The organism is Pseudomonas spirodelae, assembly GCF_034653255.1.
Lineage (GTDB): Bacteria > Pseudomonadota > Gammaproteobacteria > Pseudomonadales > Pseudomonadaceae > Aquipseudomonas > Aquipseudomonas spirodelae.
Genome location: NZ_JAYEET010000046.1, coordinates 1 through 19,635 on the forward strand (window position 1 = coordinate 1; position 19,635 = coordinate 19,635).

The window sequence follows — 19,635 nt, forward strand, 5'->3', positions numbered from 1 at the left end:
CCCCCCCCCCCCCCCCCCCCCCCCCCCCCGGCTGCTGCTTTTGCCAATAGCCAGGGGGGAGCGTCAGTAGGTCGTTTAGTCGACAAACAAGTCAGGGATCAGCGCACCGCCTTGCGGGTCGAAGCGGTACTGCTCGAAATCGCTCTGACCCTGCTCGCGAAGGAGGTCTTCGTCGATCAGCAAGCGCCCGCTGATGCTGCGCCCTTGGCTGCTGAGGATGGCGTGAGCCGCATCGGCCATGATCGCAGGCGTGCGTGCGCGCTTGAAGGCATCGCGGCTGCCCAGCTCGAACTCGATGGCAGCGGTGGCGATCATGGTTTTCGGCCACAGCGAATTGACGCTGATGGCGTACTTCTTGAACTCTTCATGCATGCCCAGGGTAAGCATGCTCATGCCGTACTTGGTGACCGTGTAGGGGCCGTGTTGGGCAAACCACTTGCTGTCCATATTCAGCGGCGGCGACAGATTGAGGATATGGCCGTTGCTGCTCTGCTTAAGGAACGGCAGGGCGGCCTGGCTACACACCATCACCGCGCGGGTGTTGATCTGGAACATCAGATCGAAACGCTTGGGTTCGAGCTTTTCCACACCGACCAGTTTGATCGCGCCGGCGTTGTTGATCACTACATCGATGCCGCCGAAGTGCTCAGCGGCCTGGGCCATGGCAGTTTTTACCGCGTTCTCGTCACGCACATCGACTTGCAGGGCCAGTGCTTTACCACCTGCAGCCTCAACTTCGGCGGCCACCGAGTGGATGGTGCCGGGCAGCTTGGCATGGGGCTCAGCGCTTTTTGCCGCGATCACGATATTGGCGCCGTCACGCGCGGCGCGCAGGGCGATTTCACGGCCGATGCCACGGCTGGCACCGGTGATAAACAGGGTTTTACCTAGCAGTGACATGGGTTTGCTCCGTGATTTGTGGTTATTCGTCTGGATCACTTCTGTAGGGTGGGTCGGGCGGCGTTCCGCTGAGCGCAGCGATACCCACCAATGTCGCCTGTCGATGGCTATCGCGTTGCTCAACCCATCCTACGACTCAGTGGTTAGTCATCGCTGGCTTCGATCTCCACTAGCAGCTGACGGTTTTTCACCTGATCGCCGCGGCTCACGCCAATCCGGCGGACTACGCCGTTGATGCTGGCCTTGAGCGGATGCTCCATTTTCATCGCTTCCAGCACCACCAGCAGTTGGCCCTTAGTGACGCTGCTGCCTTCCTCGACCAGTACCTCGACTATGGCGCCGTCCATCGGCGCCTTGACGCTGCCCGAGCCAGCACCCGCCGCGCTGCTAACCGGCTGGTGAGTGATGTCGCTCAGCTGCAGGTTGCCGTTGTGGCCATATAGCCAGAGGTTGTCGCCATCCAGGTGATAAGCCAGGCGTTGGCGAATGCCGTCCAGTTCCAGGGTGGCCCAGCGGCCGTCGCTGGCTAGCAGCGTGAGGTTGACCTGCTGTTCGCCAAACGTGGCCAGTAGGCTGGGTTGTGGGCCGTCGGCAATCACGTGCAGTGCCACGTTGTAGTTCTGCTCGCCGTGTTTAAGCACAAAGCGCCACGGCGCGCTGCCGGCATTGCGCCAACCGGCCAGGCCGCCTTGATGCGCACGGGCATTGGCTGATTGCTGGAACAACAGGGCAGCAGCGGCTGCCAGTTCGCGGGCTGTGGGCGGTTGCGGGCTTAGGCTTGGGTCACCGGCGAAGTGCTCGGCGATAAACGCGGTGGTGGCGTTGCCAGCGGCAAACTCGGGGTGGCTGAGCAGGTTGGCGAGAAAACGCTGGTTGCCATTCACGCCCAGCAGCACGCAATCTTCAACCGCGCGCACCAGCTTGCGCCGCGCTTCTTCGCGGGTCGCGCCGTAGGCGATGACCTTGGCCAGCATCGGGTCGTAGAACGGGCTGATGGTTTGGCCTTCAACCAGGCCGTGGTCTATACGGATGCCGTCACGCAGCGCCGGCTCCCAACGCAGCGCGGTGCCGGTTTGCGGCAGGAAGTTCTGCGTGGCGTCTTCGGCGTACAGGCGCACTTCCATGGCGTGGCCGGTTAGGCGAATCTCGTCCTGCTGGAGCGGCAGCGGTTGGCCTTCGGCCACGCGTATCTGCCAAGCAACCAAGTCTTGCCCTGTGATCAGCTCGGTGACCGGATGCTCGACCTGCAGGCGGGTGTTCATCTCCAGGAAGAAGAATTCACCGCTCTGATCGAGCAGAAACTCCACGGTGCCAGCACCGACATAGTTCACCGAGGCGGCGGCTTTGACTGCCGCCTCGCCCATGGCTTGGCGCAGTTCTGGCGTCATCACCGGGCAGGGCGCTTCCTCGACCACTTTCTGGTGGCGGCGCTGCACCGAGCAGTCGCGCTCGCCGAGGTAAACGATATTGCCTTGGCTATCGCCAAATACCTGGATTTCCACATGGCGCGGCTGGATCACTGCGCGTTCAAGAATCAGCTCGCCCGAGCCGAAGGCGTTTTGCGCCTCCGAGCGGGCGGTGCGGATTTGCTCGGCCAGTTCACTGGCGTGGTGAACCAGGCGCATGCCCCGGCCACCGCCGCCGGCGCTGGCTTTGATCATCAGTGGGTAGCCGATACGGCCGGCTTCGCGGATCAGGGTTTGTTCATCCTGGGCCGCGCCTTCATAGCCGGGAATGCACGGCACGCCAGCTTCGAGCATGGCGATCTTCGACAGGCGTTTGCTGCCCATCAGGTGGATGGCCTCGACGGTGGGGCCGATAAACACGATGCCGGCAGCCTCGCAGGCGCGGGCGAAATCGGCGTTCTCCGAGAGAAAACCGTAGCCGGGGTGTATCGCATCGGCGCCGGTTTGCTGAGCCGCTTTGATGATGTTGTCGATCACCAGGTACGACTGATTGACCTGCGCTGGGCCGATGCACACGGCTTCATCGGCTTGTTGCACATGGCGTGCGTCGGCGTCGGCCTGCGAGTAAACGGCTACGGTGCGGTAGCCGAGGTCCTGGGCGGTGCGCATCACCCGGCAGGCGATTTCCCCACGGTTGGCGATCAGAATCTTGTTAAAGGCGGGCATCTGTGTGCTCCTGCTTATGCGTAGCCCGGATGCAATCCGGGGATGGCGTTCCCGGATTGCATCCGGGCTACGGTTTGTTTGCGGCTAATGTGCCCACTTCGGCGCACGTTTCTGCATAAAGGCCATGGTGCCCTCGACGCCTTCGTCACCGGTTACCGCTGCAGCAAACTGCTCGGCGGCGCGGTCCAGCAAAGGTCCGAGTGCTTCGTTTTCTGCGGCCAGCAACAGGGCTTTGGTCTGGGCATTGGCCTGGGGCGCGCATTGGCGTACCTGGCTAAGTACTTGGTGCAGACGCACATCCACCGCTTCGCTAGTGGTTTCGCTGAAATGCACCAGGCCCAAGCGTTCGGCCTCGCTGCCATTGAAGCGGGCGGCGGTCAGGGCCAGGCGCCGGGTCTGGGTCAGGCCGATACGCTTGACCACGAAGGGCGCAATCTGCGCCGGCAGAATGCCCAGGGTGGTTTCCGGCAAGCCGAACTTGGCATCCTGATGGCTGATGGCAATGTCCGAGACGCAGGCCAAACCAAATCCACCGCCGAGCACCGCGCCTTCGAGTACGGCAATCAGCACCTGCGGCGTGCTCTGCGCTTCTTCCAGCAGGCTGCCGAAGGCACGATTCAGGTTGCGGTAGGCATCGCCACCGGCCGATCTGGCGCCGGCCATGTCCTTGATATCGCCACCGGCGCAGAAGTGTCCGCCGGCACCGCGCAACACGATGGCGCGCACGCTCAAGTCGTGTTGCAAGCTTTCCAGCACCGCGCGTAATTCGCTGACCATGGTCAGGCTCATGGCATTGCGGTTGTCCGGGCGGTTGAGGGTGACGTGCAGTACACCGCCTTCAAGGTTTAGCAGGAGGGTTTCGCAGTTGGGTAGAGCGGGCATCCGATATTCCTCTTACAGGTGCGCTGAAACGTAGGATGGGTCGGGCCGCGCAGGTTGAGGCGCGAAGCGTCGATATCCATCGTGTCTGAGTTGATGGGTATCGCTACGCTCAACCCATCCAACGGCGCTGCCTCTAACCTTTCTTTTTACCCGGCAGAATGCCCATCAGCTTGCAGATGATGCCCAGCATGATTTCGTCGGCCCCGCCGCCGATGCTCACCAGGCGTACATCGCGGTAAGCGCGCGATACCGGGTTGTCCCACATAAAGCCCATGCCGCCCCAGTACTGCAGGCAGCTGTCGGTCACTTCACGGCCCAGGCGGCCGGCCTTGAGCTTGGCCATGGAGGCCAGATTGGTCACATCTTTGCCGCGTACATACTGCTCGGTGGCCTGGTAGACCAGGGCGCGCAGGCACTCGATTTCGGTCTGCAGTTCGGCCATGCGGAAGTGGATGACCTGGTTGTCGATCAGCGCATTGCCGAAAGTTTTGCGCTCTTTGCAGTAGTCGATGGTGGCGTTGATGCAGTGTTCCAGGCCTTTGATCATGTTGGCGGCGCCAAAAAGGCGCTCTTCCTGGAATTGCAGCATTTGCATCATAAAGCCTGCGCCTTCATGGCCGATGCGGTTGCGCTGCGGCACACGGACGTTGTCAAAGAACACCTGGGCGGTCTCTGAGCTGCGCATGCCGAGCTTGTCCAGGTGCGGGCTGAGGGTAATACCTGGGGTGTTCATCGGCACCATGATCAGCGACTTGTTGATGTGCGGCTTGTCGTCACTGGTATTGGCCAGCAGGCAGATAAAGTCAGCAGATGGCGAGTTGGTGATCCACATCTTGCTGCCGTTGATCACATAGTCGCTGCCGTCTTTCTTGGCGGTGGTTTTTAGCCCGGCCACATCGGAGCCGGCACCCACTTCGGAGACGCCAATACAGCCAACCATCTCGCCGCTGATCGCAGGCTTAAGGAACTCTTCGCGCAGCTCATCGGAGCCAAAGCGCGCCAGGGCAGGGGTGCACATATCGGTTTGCACGCCGATGGACATCGGGATGCCACCGCAGATGATGGTGCCGAATTCTTCGGCCGCGACGACCGAGTAGCTGTAATCCAGGCCCATGCCGCCGAATTTCTCCGGCTTGGAGATGCCCAGCAGACCCAGGTCGCCGGCCATCTTGAAAATCTCGTGGATCGGGAAGCGCCCGTCTTTTTCCCACTGCTCGACGTGCGGGTTGATTTCCTTGTCGACAAAGTTACGGACCGTACGGCGCAGCTCTTCGTGTTCTTGGGTAAAGATCATTTCTTGTTCTCCGAAGGGTTACAGGCGGGCTACGCCGAAAGTGGTGGTTTTAAGTTGGCGCACAGCGGCTTCTGCACAGATATCCAGCAGGTAGCCGAGCAGCTTGCGCGTGTCACGCGGGTCGATCAGGCCGTCGTCCCACAGGCTGGCGGTGCTGTACAGCGCAGTAGACTGGCTGTCGAGCTTCTGTGCGGTAACGGTTTCCAGCATGTCGAGCATCTTCGGGTCGGCTTCTTTGCCTTCCTTGGCGTGTTTATCTTCGGTGACGATACGCAGCACCTTGCCGGCCTGGGCGCCGCCCATGACCGCGGTTTTGCTGTTGGGCCAGGCGAAGATAAAGCGCGGGTCCAGGCCACGGCCGCACATGGCGTAGTTGCCGGCGCCGTAGGAGCCGCCGACGACGATGGTGAGTTTTGGCACTGTGCAATTGGCCACCGCCTGGATCATTTTCGAGCCGTGTTTGATCACGCCCTGTTGTTCCGATTCGGTGCCGACCATAAAGCCGGTGGTGTTGTGGAAGAACAGAATCGGCGTGTTGCTCTGCTCGCACAGCTGGATGAACTGCGCCGCTTTGGCTGCACCTTGCGGGGTGATCGGGCCGTTGTTGCCGATAAAGCCGCAGGGCTGGCCTTCGATCTGCAAGTGGCCGCAGACCGTCTGGTTGTCGAACTCGTTTTTGAAGTCGAGGAAGGCTGAGCCGTCGGCGATGCGCGCGATGATCTCGCGTACGTCATAGGGCTTCTTCGCGTCGGCTGGCACCAGGCCGAGCAGCTCTTCGACCGGGTACAGCGGTTCGCTGTAGGTCTTAACCGGGCGCGTGGGTAACTGCGCATTCCACGGCAGCATGGCGAGAATATCGCGGGCAATACGCACGCCATCGGCGTCGTTCTCGGCCAGGTATTCGGCGGTGCCGGCGACTTGGGCATGCATCTCGGCGCCGCCCAGTTGCTCATCGGTGGCGATTTCTCCGGTGGCGGCTTTCAGCAGCGGCGGGCCGGCGAGGAACATCTTGGCCTTGCCGCGCACCACCACCACGTAATCTGATAGCCCCGGTTGATAAGCCCCGCCAGCAGTAGACGAGCCATGCACCACGGTGATTTGTGGCAGGCCCATGGCCGACATGCGCGCCTGATTGGCAAAGCCGCGTGCGCCTTCAACGAAAATATCGGCGGCGTAGTTGAGGTTGGCGCCGCCGCTTTCGGCCAGGGTGACCACTGGCAGTTTGTTCTCGAAGGCGATCTGCTGCAGGCGCAGGGTCTTTTTCAACCCCGTGGGGGAGATGGTGCCGCCCTTGATCGCGCTGTTGCTGGCGGTGACCAGGCAGCGCACGCCGGCGATATAACCAACGCCGGAAATAATCCCGCCACCAGCCTGGGTGCCGTCTTTGTCATCGTGCAGCTTGTAGCCGGCCAGCGACGACAACTCCAAAAAAGGTGCGCCGGGGTCGAGCAGTAGATTCAGGCGTTCACGCGGCAGTAACTGACCACGCTTATCGAATTTTTCTTTGGCGGCGGCGGCCTTGTTCAGGCAGTTCTGCTCGATGTCGCGAAAGCTGGCCACAGCGGCGAGCATGGCCTCGCGGTTTTTCGCGAACTCCTCACCATGTACGTCAATCTCGGATTGGATAACCGGCATGGCGTTACTCCTGACCTTTTAAAACATCGGGCACATAGGCCCGATGGAAGCCGTTATAGGACTCGCTGTCTTTCGCTTTGCCAAGCGTCCAGGCACGGGTGCCCTGGCTGGCTGCGCCGTCGATGCGGATGGTGTTGCCGCTGATGAAGTTGGCGCCCGGCGTGAGCAGGAAGACGATGGCGGCGGCCACCTCCGATTCGCTGCCGATGCGTTGCAGCGGCACATGGTCCTTGAGGTTGCGGATCATGGTTTTCATCGATTCGGGGTAAGTGTCCATGCCGCTGGAGGCGATCCAGCCCGGTGCCACGGCGTTTACCCGCACGCCGGCGTGCCCCCATTCATAGGCGGCGGTTTTGGTGAAGTTCTCCATGCCGGCGCGCGCTGCGCCCGAGTGGCCCATGCCCGGCATGCCGCCCCACATATCGGCGAGCATGTTGACGATGCTGCCACCGTGTTTGCTCATGCTTTGCAGGAATACTTCCTTGGCAATCAGAAAGCCGCCGACCAGGTTGGTGCGCACCACGGTCTCGAAGCCTTTCTGGTTGATGCCAATCAGCGGCGCGGGGAACTGCCCGCCGGCGTTGTTGACCAGGTGATGGATCTGCCCACGCTCGGCGACCACGTTTTTGACCATGGCCTTGACGGCTTCCTCATCGCGAATATCGCAGACCTGAAAGCTGGCTTGGCCGCCGTCTTCGATAATTTCGCCGCAGGTGCTTTCCAGTTTTTCCAGCTTGCGCCCCACCAGCACCACGTGGGCACCTAGATGCGCCAGCTCATGGGCGGTGCAACGGCCAATGCCGCTGCCGCCACCGGTGACCATAATGGTCTGGCCGTCAAACAGGCCGGGTTTAAAGACTGAGTCGTATGCCATTGTTGTTATCGTCCTCGTCGTAGGGTGGGTTAGCCGCGAAGCGGCGTAACCCACCGTATATACGTTGCCTCATGACCTGCTCGGCTGAGGTTTTGGTGGGTTACGCCTGCGGCTATAACCCACCCTAGGGATCACAGGTTTTCTGCCAGCGCCTTGGGCACAGGTATCGGGAACTCCAGCAGTTGCTGAGCGAACGCCTTGCCTTGCGGGTCGATGCGCAGGGAGGCGACGCCGCCGCCGCCGAGGGCGTTCTCCAGCAGGAAGTTCAGGCTGTGGCTGGCGGGTAGATACCAACGGCTGACTTTTCCGGTTTGTGGGTCGAGTGCGTGCTGCATCCATTCGGCCACGGCGCCTTCTGTTAGCGCAGCCGCGATCCAGGCCAAGTACTCGGGCTTTCTGGCCATTACGCCGATATTGCTGTGGTTACCCTTGTCGCCGGAGCGCGCCACGGCCAGCTTGATCATCGGCACGCTAACCTCGGCCTGAGCGTTTGGCAGTGGGGCGGTGCTATCGGCGGCAATCTGCGCGCTATCCAGTACCGCAATCTGTGGCAGGGCGACAGAGGTGCGTTCACCGTCGATTTCGACTTGCAGCTGGCAGGCTGATTTGTCGGCCAGGAAGCTGAACAGACGGATAACCGGGTAAACCGTCGGGCGGCCGCCGACGATGCCGGTCAGGCCCGGAGCCATGCCAGTCGCGGCTTGAGCGATCTCGCGGGAGAACAGGATCAGCGCTTCTTTCTTCGCGTGGCGTACGGCGATCTTGATCACGATTTCGCGGGTGTCGGCACGCTGGCCGCGTGGGCCGTAGGTCGCCTCGGAGCCGAGCAGTTCGATGCTGACTTCTTTATAAGGGCCCCAGCCGCGCTCGGCGAACAGCTCCTCGGTTTTGTTGATGATGGCCTGGCTGACGCGCTGGGCTTTCTTCACCGCGTCGATGCCCGCCATTAGGCAACTGGCGGTGCAGCGGAAACCGTCCGGGTGGGTAGCGCTGACTTTGTACTGAGCGGTCGGCGGCAGACCGCGTGCGCCTTTCAGCTCAACGCGGTTTGCGCCGACTTGGCGCAGTTGCACCTGGGTGAAATCGCAGAGCACATCGGGCAGGTAGTACGCCCGTGGGTCGCCGATTTCATAGAGCATCTGCTCGCCTACTGTAAGAGGCGTGACCAAACCGCCGGAGCCCTCGGGTTTGCTCACGACAAAACTGCCATCGGCGGCTACTTCCACCAGCGGGAAGCCGATATGTTCATAGTCCGGCACGCTTTCCCAGTCGGTGAAATTGCCGCCGGTGCACTGCGCGCCACATTCGATGATGTGCCCGGCCAGTGCGGCTTGAGCGAGCTGGTCGAAGTCGTTCCAGGCCCAGTTGAATTCATGTACTAAGGCCGCGCTGACCACGGCGCTGTCGACGACGCGGCCGGTAATAACGATATCTGCACCCAGCTTCAGGGCTTCGACGATGCCCGGCGCGCCGAGATAGGCGTTGACCGAGACACAGAAGGGCGGCAGCGCAGCGCCGGTAAACATCTCCAGTGTGCCAGCCTTGGCCAGCTCGCCGAGCTTGGGTTGCAGGTTGTCGCCATGCAGCACGGCGATCTTCAGCTGCACGCCAGCCTGTTCACACGCAGCCGCCAGGGCCGCAGCGCAGGCGCTGGGGTTGACCCCGCCGGCGTTGCTGATCACGCGGATGTTCTTCTGCGCGATCTCCGCCAGCAGCGGCGCGAGAGTTTCCACGAAGTCGGTGGCGTAGCCTGCGTCCGGCTTCTTCATCCGCGCGCCGGCCATGATCGACATAGTGACTTCGGCCAGGTAGTCAAATACCAGGTAATCCAGCTCGGAGCCTTTTACCAGTTGGGCGGCGGCGGTGCTGGTGTCGCCCCAGAAGGCAGAGGCGCAACCGATGCGTACGGTTTTAGTCATTGGAGTAGGTCCGCAACACATGAATAAGGTGAACTGAGGCTACCAAGCAAGCGCTTGGTTGCAAAGCCCCAAAGTGAATCTTTCTGACCTAAAGTGTGGCCAAGCGCTTGCTTGGGTGGCCGGTGCAGCATAAATTTCACCAATAACGACAAGCACTTGGGTAAACCTGCCGAGAATAAGCCTGTGATTGCAGGCTTGATTAGGTTGGCTTGAGGCATAAAGAGAGTTGGAGAGTACTTAGCGTGGATGATCAACAAGCTCAGGCGGTGATGCGCGATCTGGTGGCCAGCGGGCAGATCACTGACCCGGAAAGTGCGCGTGGCAAGCTGCTGCAAACCGCCGCGCACCTGTTTCGCAGTAAGGGCTACGAGCGCACCACGGTGCGTGACTTGGCCAGCGCCGTGGGCATTCAGTCCGGCAGCATCTTTCATCACTTCAAGAGCAAGGATGAAATCCTGCGTTCGGTGATGGAGGAGACCATTCGTTACAACACCGCGCTGATGCAGGCCTCGCTGGCGCAGGCGACTGACCTTCGCGGCCGCGTGCTGGCGCTGATCCGATGCGAGCTGCAGTCGATTATGGGCGGTACCGGTGAGGCCATGGCGGTGCTGGTGTATGAGTGGCGTTCGCTGTCAGAGCCAGGCCAGGCGTTTATCCTTGAGCTGCGCGATAACTACGAGCGGCTATGGCTTGAGGTGCTGGGTGAGGCCAAGGCGGCCGGTTACTTCAAGGCCGATCCCTTCATCATGCGTCGTCTGCTCACGGGTGCGTTGAGTTGGACCAATACCTGGTTCCGTCCCGAGGGGGCCATTTCCCTTGATCAGCTGGCCAAAGAAGCATTGTCATTGGTTATTAAGGAAACCTGAGTAGATTGAGCTTCGCTGTATGGCACTTTGATAGTATTTTGGCGCCATTGGACTTCGAGTCATGTAGTCCGCCCACTAAGTTGCCGCGCGTCGTTTGCATTGAGGTTCCACTTGGCCATGTTGTTAAAAGCGTTGCTACTTGGCTTGATGCTTTCTCTGGCCTGCGTTGCGCAGGCCGCAGTAGAGGTCCGAGTGGGGGCCTACCATTTTCCGCCTTATGTGATTAAACCGGACAGTGAGCGCGCAGGCGGTCTATTACCCGAGTTGCTGCATGCGCTTAATCAACAGCAGAGCGAGTACCGCTTTACGCTGGTTGCCACCTCGACCATGCGCCGGTACCGCGACTTACAAAGCGGGCGCTTCGATCTGATACTTTTCGAATCGCCGACCTGGGGCTGGCAGGGCATTGCCCACACGGCTCTGAATCTGCAGATCGAGGATGCCGAACTGTATGTCGCGCGCATGCAGGCGGGACGCGACGAGCATTATTTCGATGACCTCAAGGGCAAGCGCATGGCCCTCTACAGCGGCTATCACTATGGCTTTGCCGGGTTCAACGCGGACAAGCAGTTTCTCGCTGATCAATTCAACGCGGTTCTGACTTACTCCCACGACAGTAATTTGATCATGCTGCTGCGCGGGCGAGCGGATGTGGCGGTGGTGACGCGCTCTTACCTGCAGGCTTACCAGCAGCACTACCCCGAACAAAGCCGTGCGCTGCTAATTTCCCAACGGGTTGATCAGGTCTATCAGCATCAGGCGTTGTTTCGCCCGCAGTCGGCCATTTCACCGCCTGTATTTGCCGAGCTGCTCAAACTGCTCCACCGCAGTCAGCAGTTGGACAAGTTACTCAGTCGCTACCATTTACGTGACCTATCCGTGCAATAAGTGACTTAAAGCGCACTGTTTGGTCAGGTTTTCCTGGAGTAGGCTGCGTACATTGATTAATAAGGATGTTCGCTGCTATGGGCTTTATCAGGCGCTGGCTAAGTCGAGTGGGCGGTGTGTGCATGGCTCTGCCATTATCCGCGCCGCTACTCGCTGCACAGGATGTGCGGGTTGCGGCGGTGTATTTTCCGCCCTATGTATTCAAGGCTGAGCAAGTTGGGGCACAGTCGCCGGGCTTACTCCGCGAGCTGCTCACCGCGCTTAACCACGCTCAGACTGACTATCGTTTTGTCATGGTGCCAACGGCTATAAAGCGCCGCTTTGCTGACTTTGAGCAAGGCCGCCTGGACCTGGCAATTTTCGAAAATCCGAACTGGGGCTGGCAGCAAATTCAGCATGTTGCCCTGGATATGCGTCTGGAAGACTCGGAGGTGTTTGTTGCCCGCGCTGAGCAAGGGCGTGATCAAGGTTATTTCGACACGTTAAACGGTAAGCGTTTGGCGCTTTACCATGGCTACAACTATGCCTTTGCCGAGTTTAATTCCGACCCTGACTACCTGAGCAAAACCTTCAACGCCACCTTGAATCATTCCCATGACAGCAGCTTGCTGATGGTCTTGCGTAAGCGTGCCGACATTGCGTTGGTCACGCGTTCTTATTTAGGCGACTTTCTTGAGCGTAACCGGCAATACGCCGGGCAGCTGCTGATTTCCGAGCGGATGGATCAGCGCTATCGCCACCATGTGCTGCTACGCCCTGGGGCGCCTATCGAGCCTGAGCAATTTATGGCGATCTTTGAGTCGTTGCGTGACAACGGTCAGCTGTTGAAGATTTTCAGCCGTTATCAGATCCGCGTCTTACCGCGCGCTGGTCAGGTTGAGTTGTCTACAGCGCCTTAGCCATCAGCCGTAGGCTTCACCTTGGGTAGCGATAGAGGCGCTGGCGTGGTACTTAGCCTTAGTTTTCGCCGGCGTCCTTGGCTTTCTGCTCACGTTCGCGTTGATGAATCTTTGTCAGTTGCTCGTCGCTTAATGGTAGCGGTTTAGCGGTGCGCAGCAGCACCATCAGGCCGCCGACGATGGAGCCCAGCACCAAAATAATAAACAGCCAGATATACCAAGTCATGAGAGAGTCCTCCTGTGGCAAGTATTCACCATACCTGTCGGCGGCGGATCTGTCCGATCAGCCGCCGGCAAGGGTCTAGCGGCGGACTTGTTTGAGGGTTTCAGCGATCAGGAAGGCCAGTTCCAGCGACTGGTCGGCATTCATCCGTGGGTCGCAATGGGTGTGGTAACGATCCGACAGGCCGTCTTCGGTAATCGGCCGCGCGCCGCCGATGCACTCGGTGACGTTCTGCCCGGTCATCTCGATATGGATGCCGCCCGCGTAGCTGCCCTCGGCCTGGTGTACGGCGAAGAACTGCTTCACTTCAGCCAGGATTTGCGCAAAGTCGCGGGTCTTGTAGCCGCTTGAGGCCTTGATGGTGTTGCCGTGCATCGGATCTGAGCTCCACAGCACCTGGCGGCCTTCACGCTGCACGGTCTGGATCAGGCGCGGCAGGCCGGCTTCGACCTTGTCGGCGCCCATGCGCACGATCAGGTTGAGGCGGCCGGGATCGTTATCCGGGTTGAGGATATCGATCAGGCGGATTAGGTCTTCGCTGTCCATGCTCGGGCCGACTTTCACCCCGATCGGGTTGCCGACGCCGCGCAGGAATTCAACGTGCGCGCCGTCCAGCTGACGGGTGCGGTCGCCGATCCACAGCATATGCGCCGAGCAGTCGTAGAAACCGCCAGTGAGGCTGTCCTTGCGCACAAAGGCCTGCTCGTAGTTCAGCAGCAGCGCTTCGTGGGCGGTAAAGAAGCTGGTTTCGCGCACTTGCGCCGCGCCGTCCATGCCGCAGGCGCGCATAAAGGCCAGGGTCTCGTCGATGCGGTCAGCCAGGGCGCTGTACTTCTCGCCCAGGTCCGAGTTGGCGATAAAGTCGAGGTTCCACTGGTGCACCTGATGCAGGTCGGCAAAGCCACCCTGGGCAAAGGCGCGCAACAGGTTCAGCGAGGCGGTGGACTGGTGGTAGGCCTGCAGCAGGCGCTCCGGGTCCGGCACGCGGCTTTTCTCGTCGAAGCCGATACCGTTGACGATATCGCCGCGGTAGGCCGGCAGGGTCACGCCGTCGATGGTTTCATCGTTGGCCGAACGCGGCTTGGCGAACTGCCCGGCCATGCGCCCGACTTTGACCACCGGGCAGCCGGCGGCAAAGGTCATGACGATGGCCATTTGCAGCAGCACCTTGAAGGTGTCGCGGATTTTTGCCGCGCTGAACTCGGCAAAACTCTCGGCGCAATCGCCGCCCTGCAGGAGAAACGCGCGACCCTGGGTGACTTCGGCAAACTGGCGACGCAGTTCGCGGGCTTCACCGGCAAACACCAGCGGCGGATAACCGGCCAGGGTCCGCTCAACCTGCGCCAGTTGCGCGGCGTTCGGGTACTGCGGTTGTTGCTGGATTGGCTTGGTTCTCCAGCTTTCAGGGCTCCAGGGTTGCGACATTGCGGCTCTCGGCTTAGGTCAATTTAGGCGGACGGGCATGGTAACCGATAAGTCCGTCGCTTCAAGCTGATCACCGTGATAGAGCCTCTGCATGATGCTGTGGCTGCCTTTTACGCTGGATAGCGAAGTCATTAGCGTGGCAGCACATCGCGTCCCGGTAAAAAGCGCCCAAAGCCTTGTTGTTGACCCAATTCGGCGGGGTATTCCAGGCCAAGGCGATAGGCGATGCGACCGTTGATCAGGGTTGCATCCACGGCCTCATCATTGCGTTTAACCACCCGCTCCAGGCCGAGCACTTCCATGGGGGCTTCGTGGATGTCATCCAGTGCATCGGTCAGCCCTGCGGGATTAACGATCACCACATCCGCGCGGTCGCCGACGCGGATAGTGCCGGCATCCACACCGATAAAGTCCGCCAGCTCGCCGCTTAAGCGATGGATGGCGTGGCCCGTGTCCATAAACGGCGTGCCGGCCAGTTCGGCGTCGCGCACATATTTAAGGAAACGCAGCGGGAAGTTGTACTGGGCAATGGAGCGCAGGTGCGCGCCGGAGTCGGCAAAGCCCGGTTGGGTCCAGGGGCTGGACAGCAGTTTGTGCATCACCGGCAGGCGCTGGTTGCCGTAGCAGGTGGTCCACTTGAGGTCTTCGCGGTACTGGCAGGCCAGTTCAAAGTAGGCGTCGACCGGGTCCAGGTTACGGGCCTCACCGAGTTGTTTAAAGTTTCTGCCGACCAGGCTGGCGTCCGGGCATTCGGTAACCCAGCAATCAGAGAAATCGCGGTGCCACAGACCCTTGGTCAGCACGGCTTTGACCTGCTTCTTGAACAGCGTGCGGAACTCCGGCTCCAGCACCTTGGCGTAGAGTTCGTCCGGGTCTTTGATGTTGCGCAGAATCTCGCCGGCGCCGAACTCCTCGAAAGCGTTCACGTTGAGCCCTTCCAGGCGCAGGGTGAACGGCGCTGGCAGGGTCTGCCAGCGGAAGTGACCACGCAACACGGTATTGGCCAGCCAGCCGGAAAGACGGGTGAAACGGTGCAGCAGCGGCTGTGACTTGAGGTCCAGGGCAGTGAGCATTGAGCATTTCAGCGGCTTGCGGAACCAGCCGTGGGCTTGATAGAGGAAGGCAAACACGTTGACCTTGGTCACCGCATTCGGCGCGCCCTGCATCACTGCGCCACGCCGACGGAGGATGGCGAACAGGCGGGAGAATTCCTTCCAGCTGGCGAAGGTCGACGGCAACGGGCTGGACCAGGCGCGGTCGCCGTCCATCTTGTCCAGGCGCGTGGTCATGACCGAGAGGCCGATGCAACCGGCGTCCAGCGCTTCTTCCAGCAGTTGCTCCATGCGCTGCAACTCTGCCTCGGTCGGGGTGATCTCCGAGGTGGCGCGCTCAAGGCCCATGACCGCCACGCGTAACTCGGAATGGCCGAGGAACGAGCTGACATTCGGCCCGAGGGCGTGCTGGTCGTAGAAGGCGCGGTAACCGGCGGCGTCGCGCCAGGTTTTCTTCTCTTGCAGGATCGGCAGCACGTATTCACGTGGCACGGCTTCGACGCGGGTGAACAGATCCGAACAGTCCTGGGCGTCGGCCAGCACCATGCTGATCGAGCAGGAACCGATGGTGACGCTGGTGACACCGTGGCGCACGGATTCTTTTAGCGCCGGCGCGGCGATCACTTCGGCGTCGTAATGCGAGTGGATTTCCAGAAAGCCCGGCGTCACCCATTTGCCAGTGGCGTCGAGCACCTCGGCGCAGCCGCTTTCATCCAGCGGGCTGAAGCTGAGCACATCAATGCGTCCATCCTTGATGCCGACATGGCGCAATTGTCCGGGTTGGTCGCTGCCGTCGAAATACAGGCCGTTTTTGATGATGACGTCGTAGTTCATAGCAGACTCCAGGGCGCGAGCAGCAGGCAGCCAGTGACCAGCAGCAACAGGTAAATGGCGATGCGAAAGTGTTGTTCGTTGAAGCGTTGGTGCAGGCGCTCGCCGAGCCATACGCCGACCAGCAGCAACGGTGCATAGCACGCCACTTGTGGCAGCGCTGGCAGCAGGCGACCATCGAGCAGGAAGGCGATGGTCAGCAGGCTGTTGAGGGTGAACCATACAGTGACCAGGGTGGCGCGCAGGCGTGCCTTATCCAGTGCGGTGCCGGCCAGGGCGAATACCAGCAAGGGGCCGCCGGAGGCGAACAGGCCGTGGCTGATACCGGCACACAGGCTGATCAGTCGGCTAAGCCACAATGGGCGCAGGTGAGCGGCGCTGTTGTGGCGCAAACGCCACAGTTCGCGGACGGCAAACCACAGCACCAGCGCGCCAAACAGGCGCTTGGCCAGGACCGCATCCAGATAGGGCAGCAGCGCATAGCCGAGCAGGGTGCCGGCAACCATGCCAGGCAGGATCATGCCCAGCAGCAGGCGGCGGTCGATCATCTGCCGGTGACGCCAGGCCAGGTAGCCGGTCATGCAGATATTCAGCGGCACCAGCACAGGTAGCAACTGCTCGATGGGCAGTAGCAAGGCGCCGAGCGACAGGGCGATGACGATGCTGCCGAAACCGGTAATCGCCTCAAGGGTATACGCCAGCAGGATAAAGCCGCCGAGGGCCAGCCAGATAACATCCATCAGCCCATCTCCGCGGCGAAGCGCGCGCTCATCTTGCGGTAGTAAAAGCCCGGGGCGATGCGCCAGAGCAGGCTGGCCAGCCAGCTGCCACGGTCGGGGAACAGGCGCTCGCGGCCTTGTATTTGCGCCGACAGGATTTGCGCGGCCATCCAGTCGGCGCCGCGAATAGTGCCGATGGTGGAGCGGCCATGGCGGGCTTGTTGGCCATCACCGCCCAAGGCGTTCTGCTCAATGGGGGTGTCGAGAAAGCTTGGGTAAACCAGCAGCATGCGAATGCCGTCGCGCGTGGTTTCGGCGCGCAGCACCTCGAAGAATTGGCTTAGGGCGCTTTTCGCGGCGCAATAACCGGCGCGACCGAGCACCGGCATCCAGCCCGCCATGGAACCGATGGCGATAATCTGCCCACGGCTCTGGCGCAGCAGCGGCAGAGCCCTGAGGGTCAGCTCGACGGGGGCTTGGTAATCCACCGCCATGACCTTGCGCAACACGGCGGGGTCAGTCTGCATGGTCGGCGAGCGATGGGTGATGCCGGCGTTGTTGATCAGCACATCCAGTCTGCCGAAGCGTTCGGCGCAGGTGTGCAGCAATTGCTGGTGCAGGGCGGGATCAGTGATGTCGCCCGCCAGCCCCAGTACGCGCTTTGTGCCCAGCTCGTTCACACGCTTGGCCAGGCCCTCGGCGTTGATGTCGGTGAGCAACAGGTTGCAGCCCTTGGCGTAATAGACGCGCGCAAGCTCCCAGCCGAGGCCGCTGGCGGCCCCGGTAATCAATACGCTGTGCATTATTTTTCTCCGACGGCAGCCAGTTGCGCTGGCACTAAGGTGTCGGCAGCCGGCGGGCGGCGTGACCAGTAGTAGGCCAAGGCCATGCCCGAAACCAGGTGCCAGCAGCCCCAAAAGGCGGCGATCAGCAGCATGCCGGTGACCTGTGGGAAGAAGGTGAAGATGATCACCAGGCCCAGGGCGGAATTCTGGATGCCGACCTCCAGGGTGATGGCGCGGCGTTCAGCCTCTGGCAGGCGGCTTAACCGGGCGCAGCCGTAGCCGATGCTCAGTGCCAGGGCGTTGTGCGCGACCACCAGCCAGAAGAACAGGTGGAAGTGGCTGAGAAATTGGTCGAAGTTCTTGCCAAAGGCGAGGGCGACGAAGCCCAGCATCACCGCCAGGGCGAAAACCCGCAGAGGCTTCTCTACTTTGCGCGACAGGCCAGGGAAGCGCCGGCCGATATACATGCCCAGCGCCAACGGTACACCGAGTACCAGAATCACCATGAGTAGCAGGCTCAGTGGGTCCATGGCGATTTCGCTCAGTAGTGGCCGGGTGTAGGGGTTAAGCCAGGCGTAGAGACCGAAGTTGAGCGGCGTCAGCAGGCTGGCTGCAACGCTGGATACGGCGGTCATGCTCACCGACACGGCGACGCTGCCGCGTGCCATCCAGGTCATGATGTTGGAGAAGCTGCCGCCGGGGCAGGCCGCAATCAAGGTCATGCCCAGCGCCAGTTGTGGGTCGATGCGCAGCGCCCAGCAGGCTAAGCAGGTGAGTGCTGGCAGCAGCAGAAACTGGGCTATCAGGCCAATCACCGGCGCTTTGGGCGCACGCAGAATACGCTTGAAGTCTTCGCCGCGCAGGTCGAGGGAGACGCCGAACATCATCACCGCGACGATGATATTGATCAGCACCAGGCTGCTGGGGTCGAACTGAATATGCACGGCTTCCATCACACGCTCCTTGCCGTGACTTGGCTGGCGTTAGGCGCAGCGGCTAGGCCGGCGCGCAGACGTTGGCTGTGCTGCGCGATGCACTGACGATAGCTGTCTTTGTGCACGTAGTAGGCCATGCGCTCCAGTTGCAGGTACCGGTAGCCGCCATCCAGGCGAATGCTCGCCCGCTCATGTTTGACTGTCTGCAGCTCTTTGGCGGCAGCCGTGTCGGCGTGCAGGTTTTTGATATACAGCGCCACCAGCTCAGCCTGTTCGTCGCGGCCTTGCCAGCCCAGGCCTGAGGCCTCGACCATGCCCATCATGAACAGGTCGTCGTATTCCGGGTGGAAGACATTGAGATACAGCTGCGGCGCACCAGCGTTGCTCGGCCAGTTGAGGTGCGCGCGGTCGATAAAGGGGTAGTCGAGCTTGTAGCCGGTGCCTTGAAGTATCAGGTCGTATTCGGCCATTTCGCCGTCGCTGAACGTCACCTGCCGGCCGTCGACCTTGGCGATGTCGCGGCGCGCCTTGATATCACCATGGCCGAGGTAGTGCAGCACCAGTGAGTTCATCACCGGGTGCGACTCATAGAGTTTGTAATCCGGGTCGGGTAAGCCGTATTGCGACGGCTTGCCGACCAGTGCGCGCACCAGCAGGCCATCGAGCAACTGTTTGAGCGGTCGCGGCAGCTTGATCGCACCACCCAGGGTGTCGGTGGGCCGGCCCAGAGCGAACTTGGGTAAGAAGTAATAACCACGGCGCACCGACAGGTCCACCGAGGCCGCGCGGTGCACGGCGTCCACGGCAATGTCGCAGGCGGAGTTACCGCAGCCGATCACCAGCACACGCTTACCCTCGAATATCGCTGCCGAACGGTAGGCGCTGGAGTGCATCAGCTCGCCCGTAAACTCGCCGGGCAGCGCTGGCTGGTTGGGCGTGTGCAGGGTGCCATTGGCGATCAATACACCGTCGAATCGCCATTCGCGCTGCACGCCAGCGTGCTCGCTGATCAGCTTCAAGCCCTTGTCCAGGCGTTGAATGTCGACCACGCGGGTGCTGAATTGGTAATGCGCATACAGGTCGAAGTGCTCGGCGTAGTCGCGAAAGTAGCGGCGCATTTCATGGTGATGAGGGTAAGCCGCCACCTCATCGCGCATCGGAAACTCGCTGAACTGGGTGGTGCCCTTGGAGGAAATCAGGTGCGCCGAGTCGTACATGGTGCTGTGCGGGTTATCGATATCCCACAGGCCGCCGACATCCGCGTGCAGCTCGAAACCGACAAAGTCGATGCCGTGTTTATGCAGTTGACGGGCTGTGCACAGCCCCATAGGGCCGGCACCAATAATGGCGTACATGGCAAACCTCAATGCTTTCTT

General features: G+C 61.1%; 17 protein-coding genes. 3 read left to right on the forward strand and 14 right to left on the reverse strand.

The window, feature by feature from the left end; all coding sequences use genetic code 11:
- Positions 1-75: 75 nt before the first annotated feature.
- From SOP97_RS15255 to SOP97_RS15285, 7 genes are all read right to left on the reverse strand, one after another.
- Positions 76-900 (reverse strand): SDR family oxidoreductase, encoded by an 825-nt coding sequence (locus tag SOP97_RS15255; protein ID WP_322949972.1) that lies wholly within the window; start codon positions 898-900, stop codon positions 76-78.
- 143 nt (positions 901-1,043) lie between these two features.
- On the reverse strand, positions 1,044-3,032 hold the full coding sequence (locus tag SOP97_RS15260) for an acetyl/propionyl/methylcrotonyl-CoA carboxylase subunit alpha (protein WP_322949973.1): 1,989 nt from the start codon (positions 3,030-3,032) through the stop codon (positions 1,044-1,046).
- An 84-nt stretch (positions 3,033-3,116) separates the two neighbouring features.
- On the reverse strand, positions 3,117-3,914 hold the full coding sequence (locus tag SOP97_RS15265; RefSeq protein ID WP_322949975.1) for an enoyl-CoA hydratase/isomerase family protein: 798 nt from the start codon (positions 3,912-3,914) through the stop codon (positions 3,117-3,119).
- Between the two features lie 133 nt (positions 3,915-4,047).
- Positions 4,048-5,208, reverse strand: coding sequence for a citronellyl-CoA dehydrogenase (gene atuD / locus SOP97_RS15270; protein WP_322949977.1), 1,161 nt, complete (start codon positions 5,206-5,208; stop codon positions 4,048-4,050).
- An 18-nt stretch (positions 5,209-5,226) separates the two neighbouring features.
- Positions 5,227-6,843 (reverse strand): geranyl-CoA carboxylase subunit beta, encoded by a 1,617-nt coding sequence (gene atuC, locus SOP97_RS15275; protein ID WP_322949979.1) that lies wholly within the window; start codon positions 6,841-6,843, stop codon positions 5,227-5,229.
- A 4-nt stretch (positions 6,844-6,847) separates the two neighbouring features.
- Positions 6,848-7,717: an SDR family oxidoreductase gene (locus tag SOP97_RS15280; protein WP_322949980.1), complete on the reverse strand. Its 870-nt coding sequence runs from the start codon at positions 7,715-7,717 to the stop codon at positions 6,848-6,850.
- Positions 7,718-7,848: 131 nt separating this feature from the next.
- Positions 7,849-9,636 (reverse strand): acyclic terpene utilization AtuA family protein, encoded by a 1,788-nt coding sequence (locus SOP97_RS15285; protein WP_322949982.1) that lies wholly within the window; start codon positions 9,634-9,636, stop codon positions 7,849-7,851.
- 242 nt (positions 9,637-9,878) lie between these two features.
- Between SOP97_RS15285 and SOP97_RS15290 the strand changes: the two genes are divergently transcribed.
- The 3 genes from SOP97_RS15290 to SOP97_RS15300 all read left to right on the forward strand — a co-directional run bounded on the left by SOP97_RS15290 (position 9,879) and on the right by SOP97_RS15300 (position 12,289).
- Entirely contained in the window at positions 9,879-10,502 is a 624-nt protein-coding gene (locus SOP97_RS15290) for a TetR/AcrR family transcriptional regulator (protein ID WP_322949983.1), read from the forward strand.
- Between the two features lie 117 nt (positions 10,503-10,619).
- Positions 10,620-11,390 carry a substrate-binding periplasmic protein gene (locus SOP97_RS15295; RefSeq protein WP_322950048.1) on the forward strand — a complete coding sequence of 257 codons (771 nt, stop codon included), beginning with the start codon at positions 10,620-10,622 and terminating at the stop codon, positions 11,388-11,390.
- A 122-nt stretch (positions 11,391-11,512) separates the two neighbouring features.
- Entirely contained in the window at positions 11,513-12,289 is a 777-nt protein-coding gene (locus SOP97_RS15300) for a substrate-binding periplasmic protein (protein WP_322949985.1), read from the forward strand.
- 58 nt (positions 12,290-12,347) lie between these two features.
- On the opposite strand, the gene SOP97_RS15305 is transcribed toward SOP97_RS15300, so the two are convergent.
- From SOP97_RS15305 to SOP97_RS15335, 7 genes are all read right to left on the reverse strand, one after another.
- Complete coding sequence (locus tag SOP97_RS15305) at positions 12,348-12,515, reverse strand: DUF2897 family protein (protein ID WP_322949987.1); 168 nt, start codon at positions 12,513-12,515, stop codon at positions 12,348-12,350.
- Positions 12,516-12,590: 75 nt separating this feature from the next.
- Entirely contained in the window at positions 12,591-13,937 is a 1,347-nt protein-coding gene (locus SOP97_RS15310; protein ID WP_322949988.1) for a class II 3-deoxy-7-phosphoheptulonate synthase, read from the reverse strand.
- A gap of 131 nt (positions 13,938-14,068) precedes the next feature.
- Complete coding sequence (locus SOP97_RS15315) at positions 14,069-15,823, reverse strand: N-acyl-D-amino-acid deacylase family protein (RefSeq protein WP_322949990.1); 1,755 nt, start codon at positions 15,821-15,823, stop codon at positions 14,069-14,071.
- The gene (locus SOP97_RS15320) at positions 15,820-16,560 is read right to left on the reverse strand and encodes a sulfite exporter TauE/SafE family protein (protein WP_322949992.1); all 741 of its coding nucleotides are present in this window, start codon (positions 16,558-16,560) and stop codon (positions 15,820-15,822) included. The genes SOP97_RS15315 and SOP97_RS15320 overlap by 4 nt, the downstream gene beginning before the upstream one ends.
- Positions 16,560-17,342, reverse strand: coding sequence for an SDR family NAD(P)-dependent oxidoreductase (locus SOP97_RS15325; protein WP_322949994.1), 783 nt, complete (start codon positions 17,340-17,342; stop codon positions 16,560-16,562). The genes SOP97_RS15320 and SOP97_RS15325 overlap by 1 nt, the downstream gene beginning before the upstream one ends.
- Positions 17,342-18,277: a bile acid:sodium symporter family protein gene (locus SOP97_RS15330; RefSeq protein WP_322949995.1), complete on the reverse strand. Its 936-nt coding sequence runs from the start codon at positions 18,275-18,277 to the stop codon at positions 17,342-17,344. The genes SOP97_RS15325 and SOP97_RS15330 overlap by 1 nt, the downstream gene beginning before the upstream one ends.
- Entirely contained in the window at positions 18,277-19,614 is a 1,338-nt protein-coding gene (locus SOP97_RS15335) for a flavin-containing monooxygenase (protein ID WP_322949996.1), read from the reverse strand. The genes SOP97_RS15330 and SOP97_RS15335 overlap by 1 nt, the downstream gene beginning before the upstream one ends.
- Positions 19,615-19,635 lie beyond the last annotated feature (21 nt).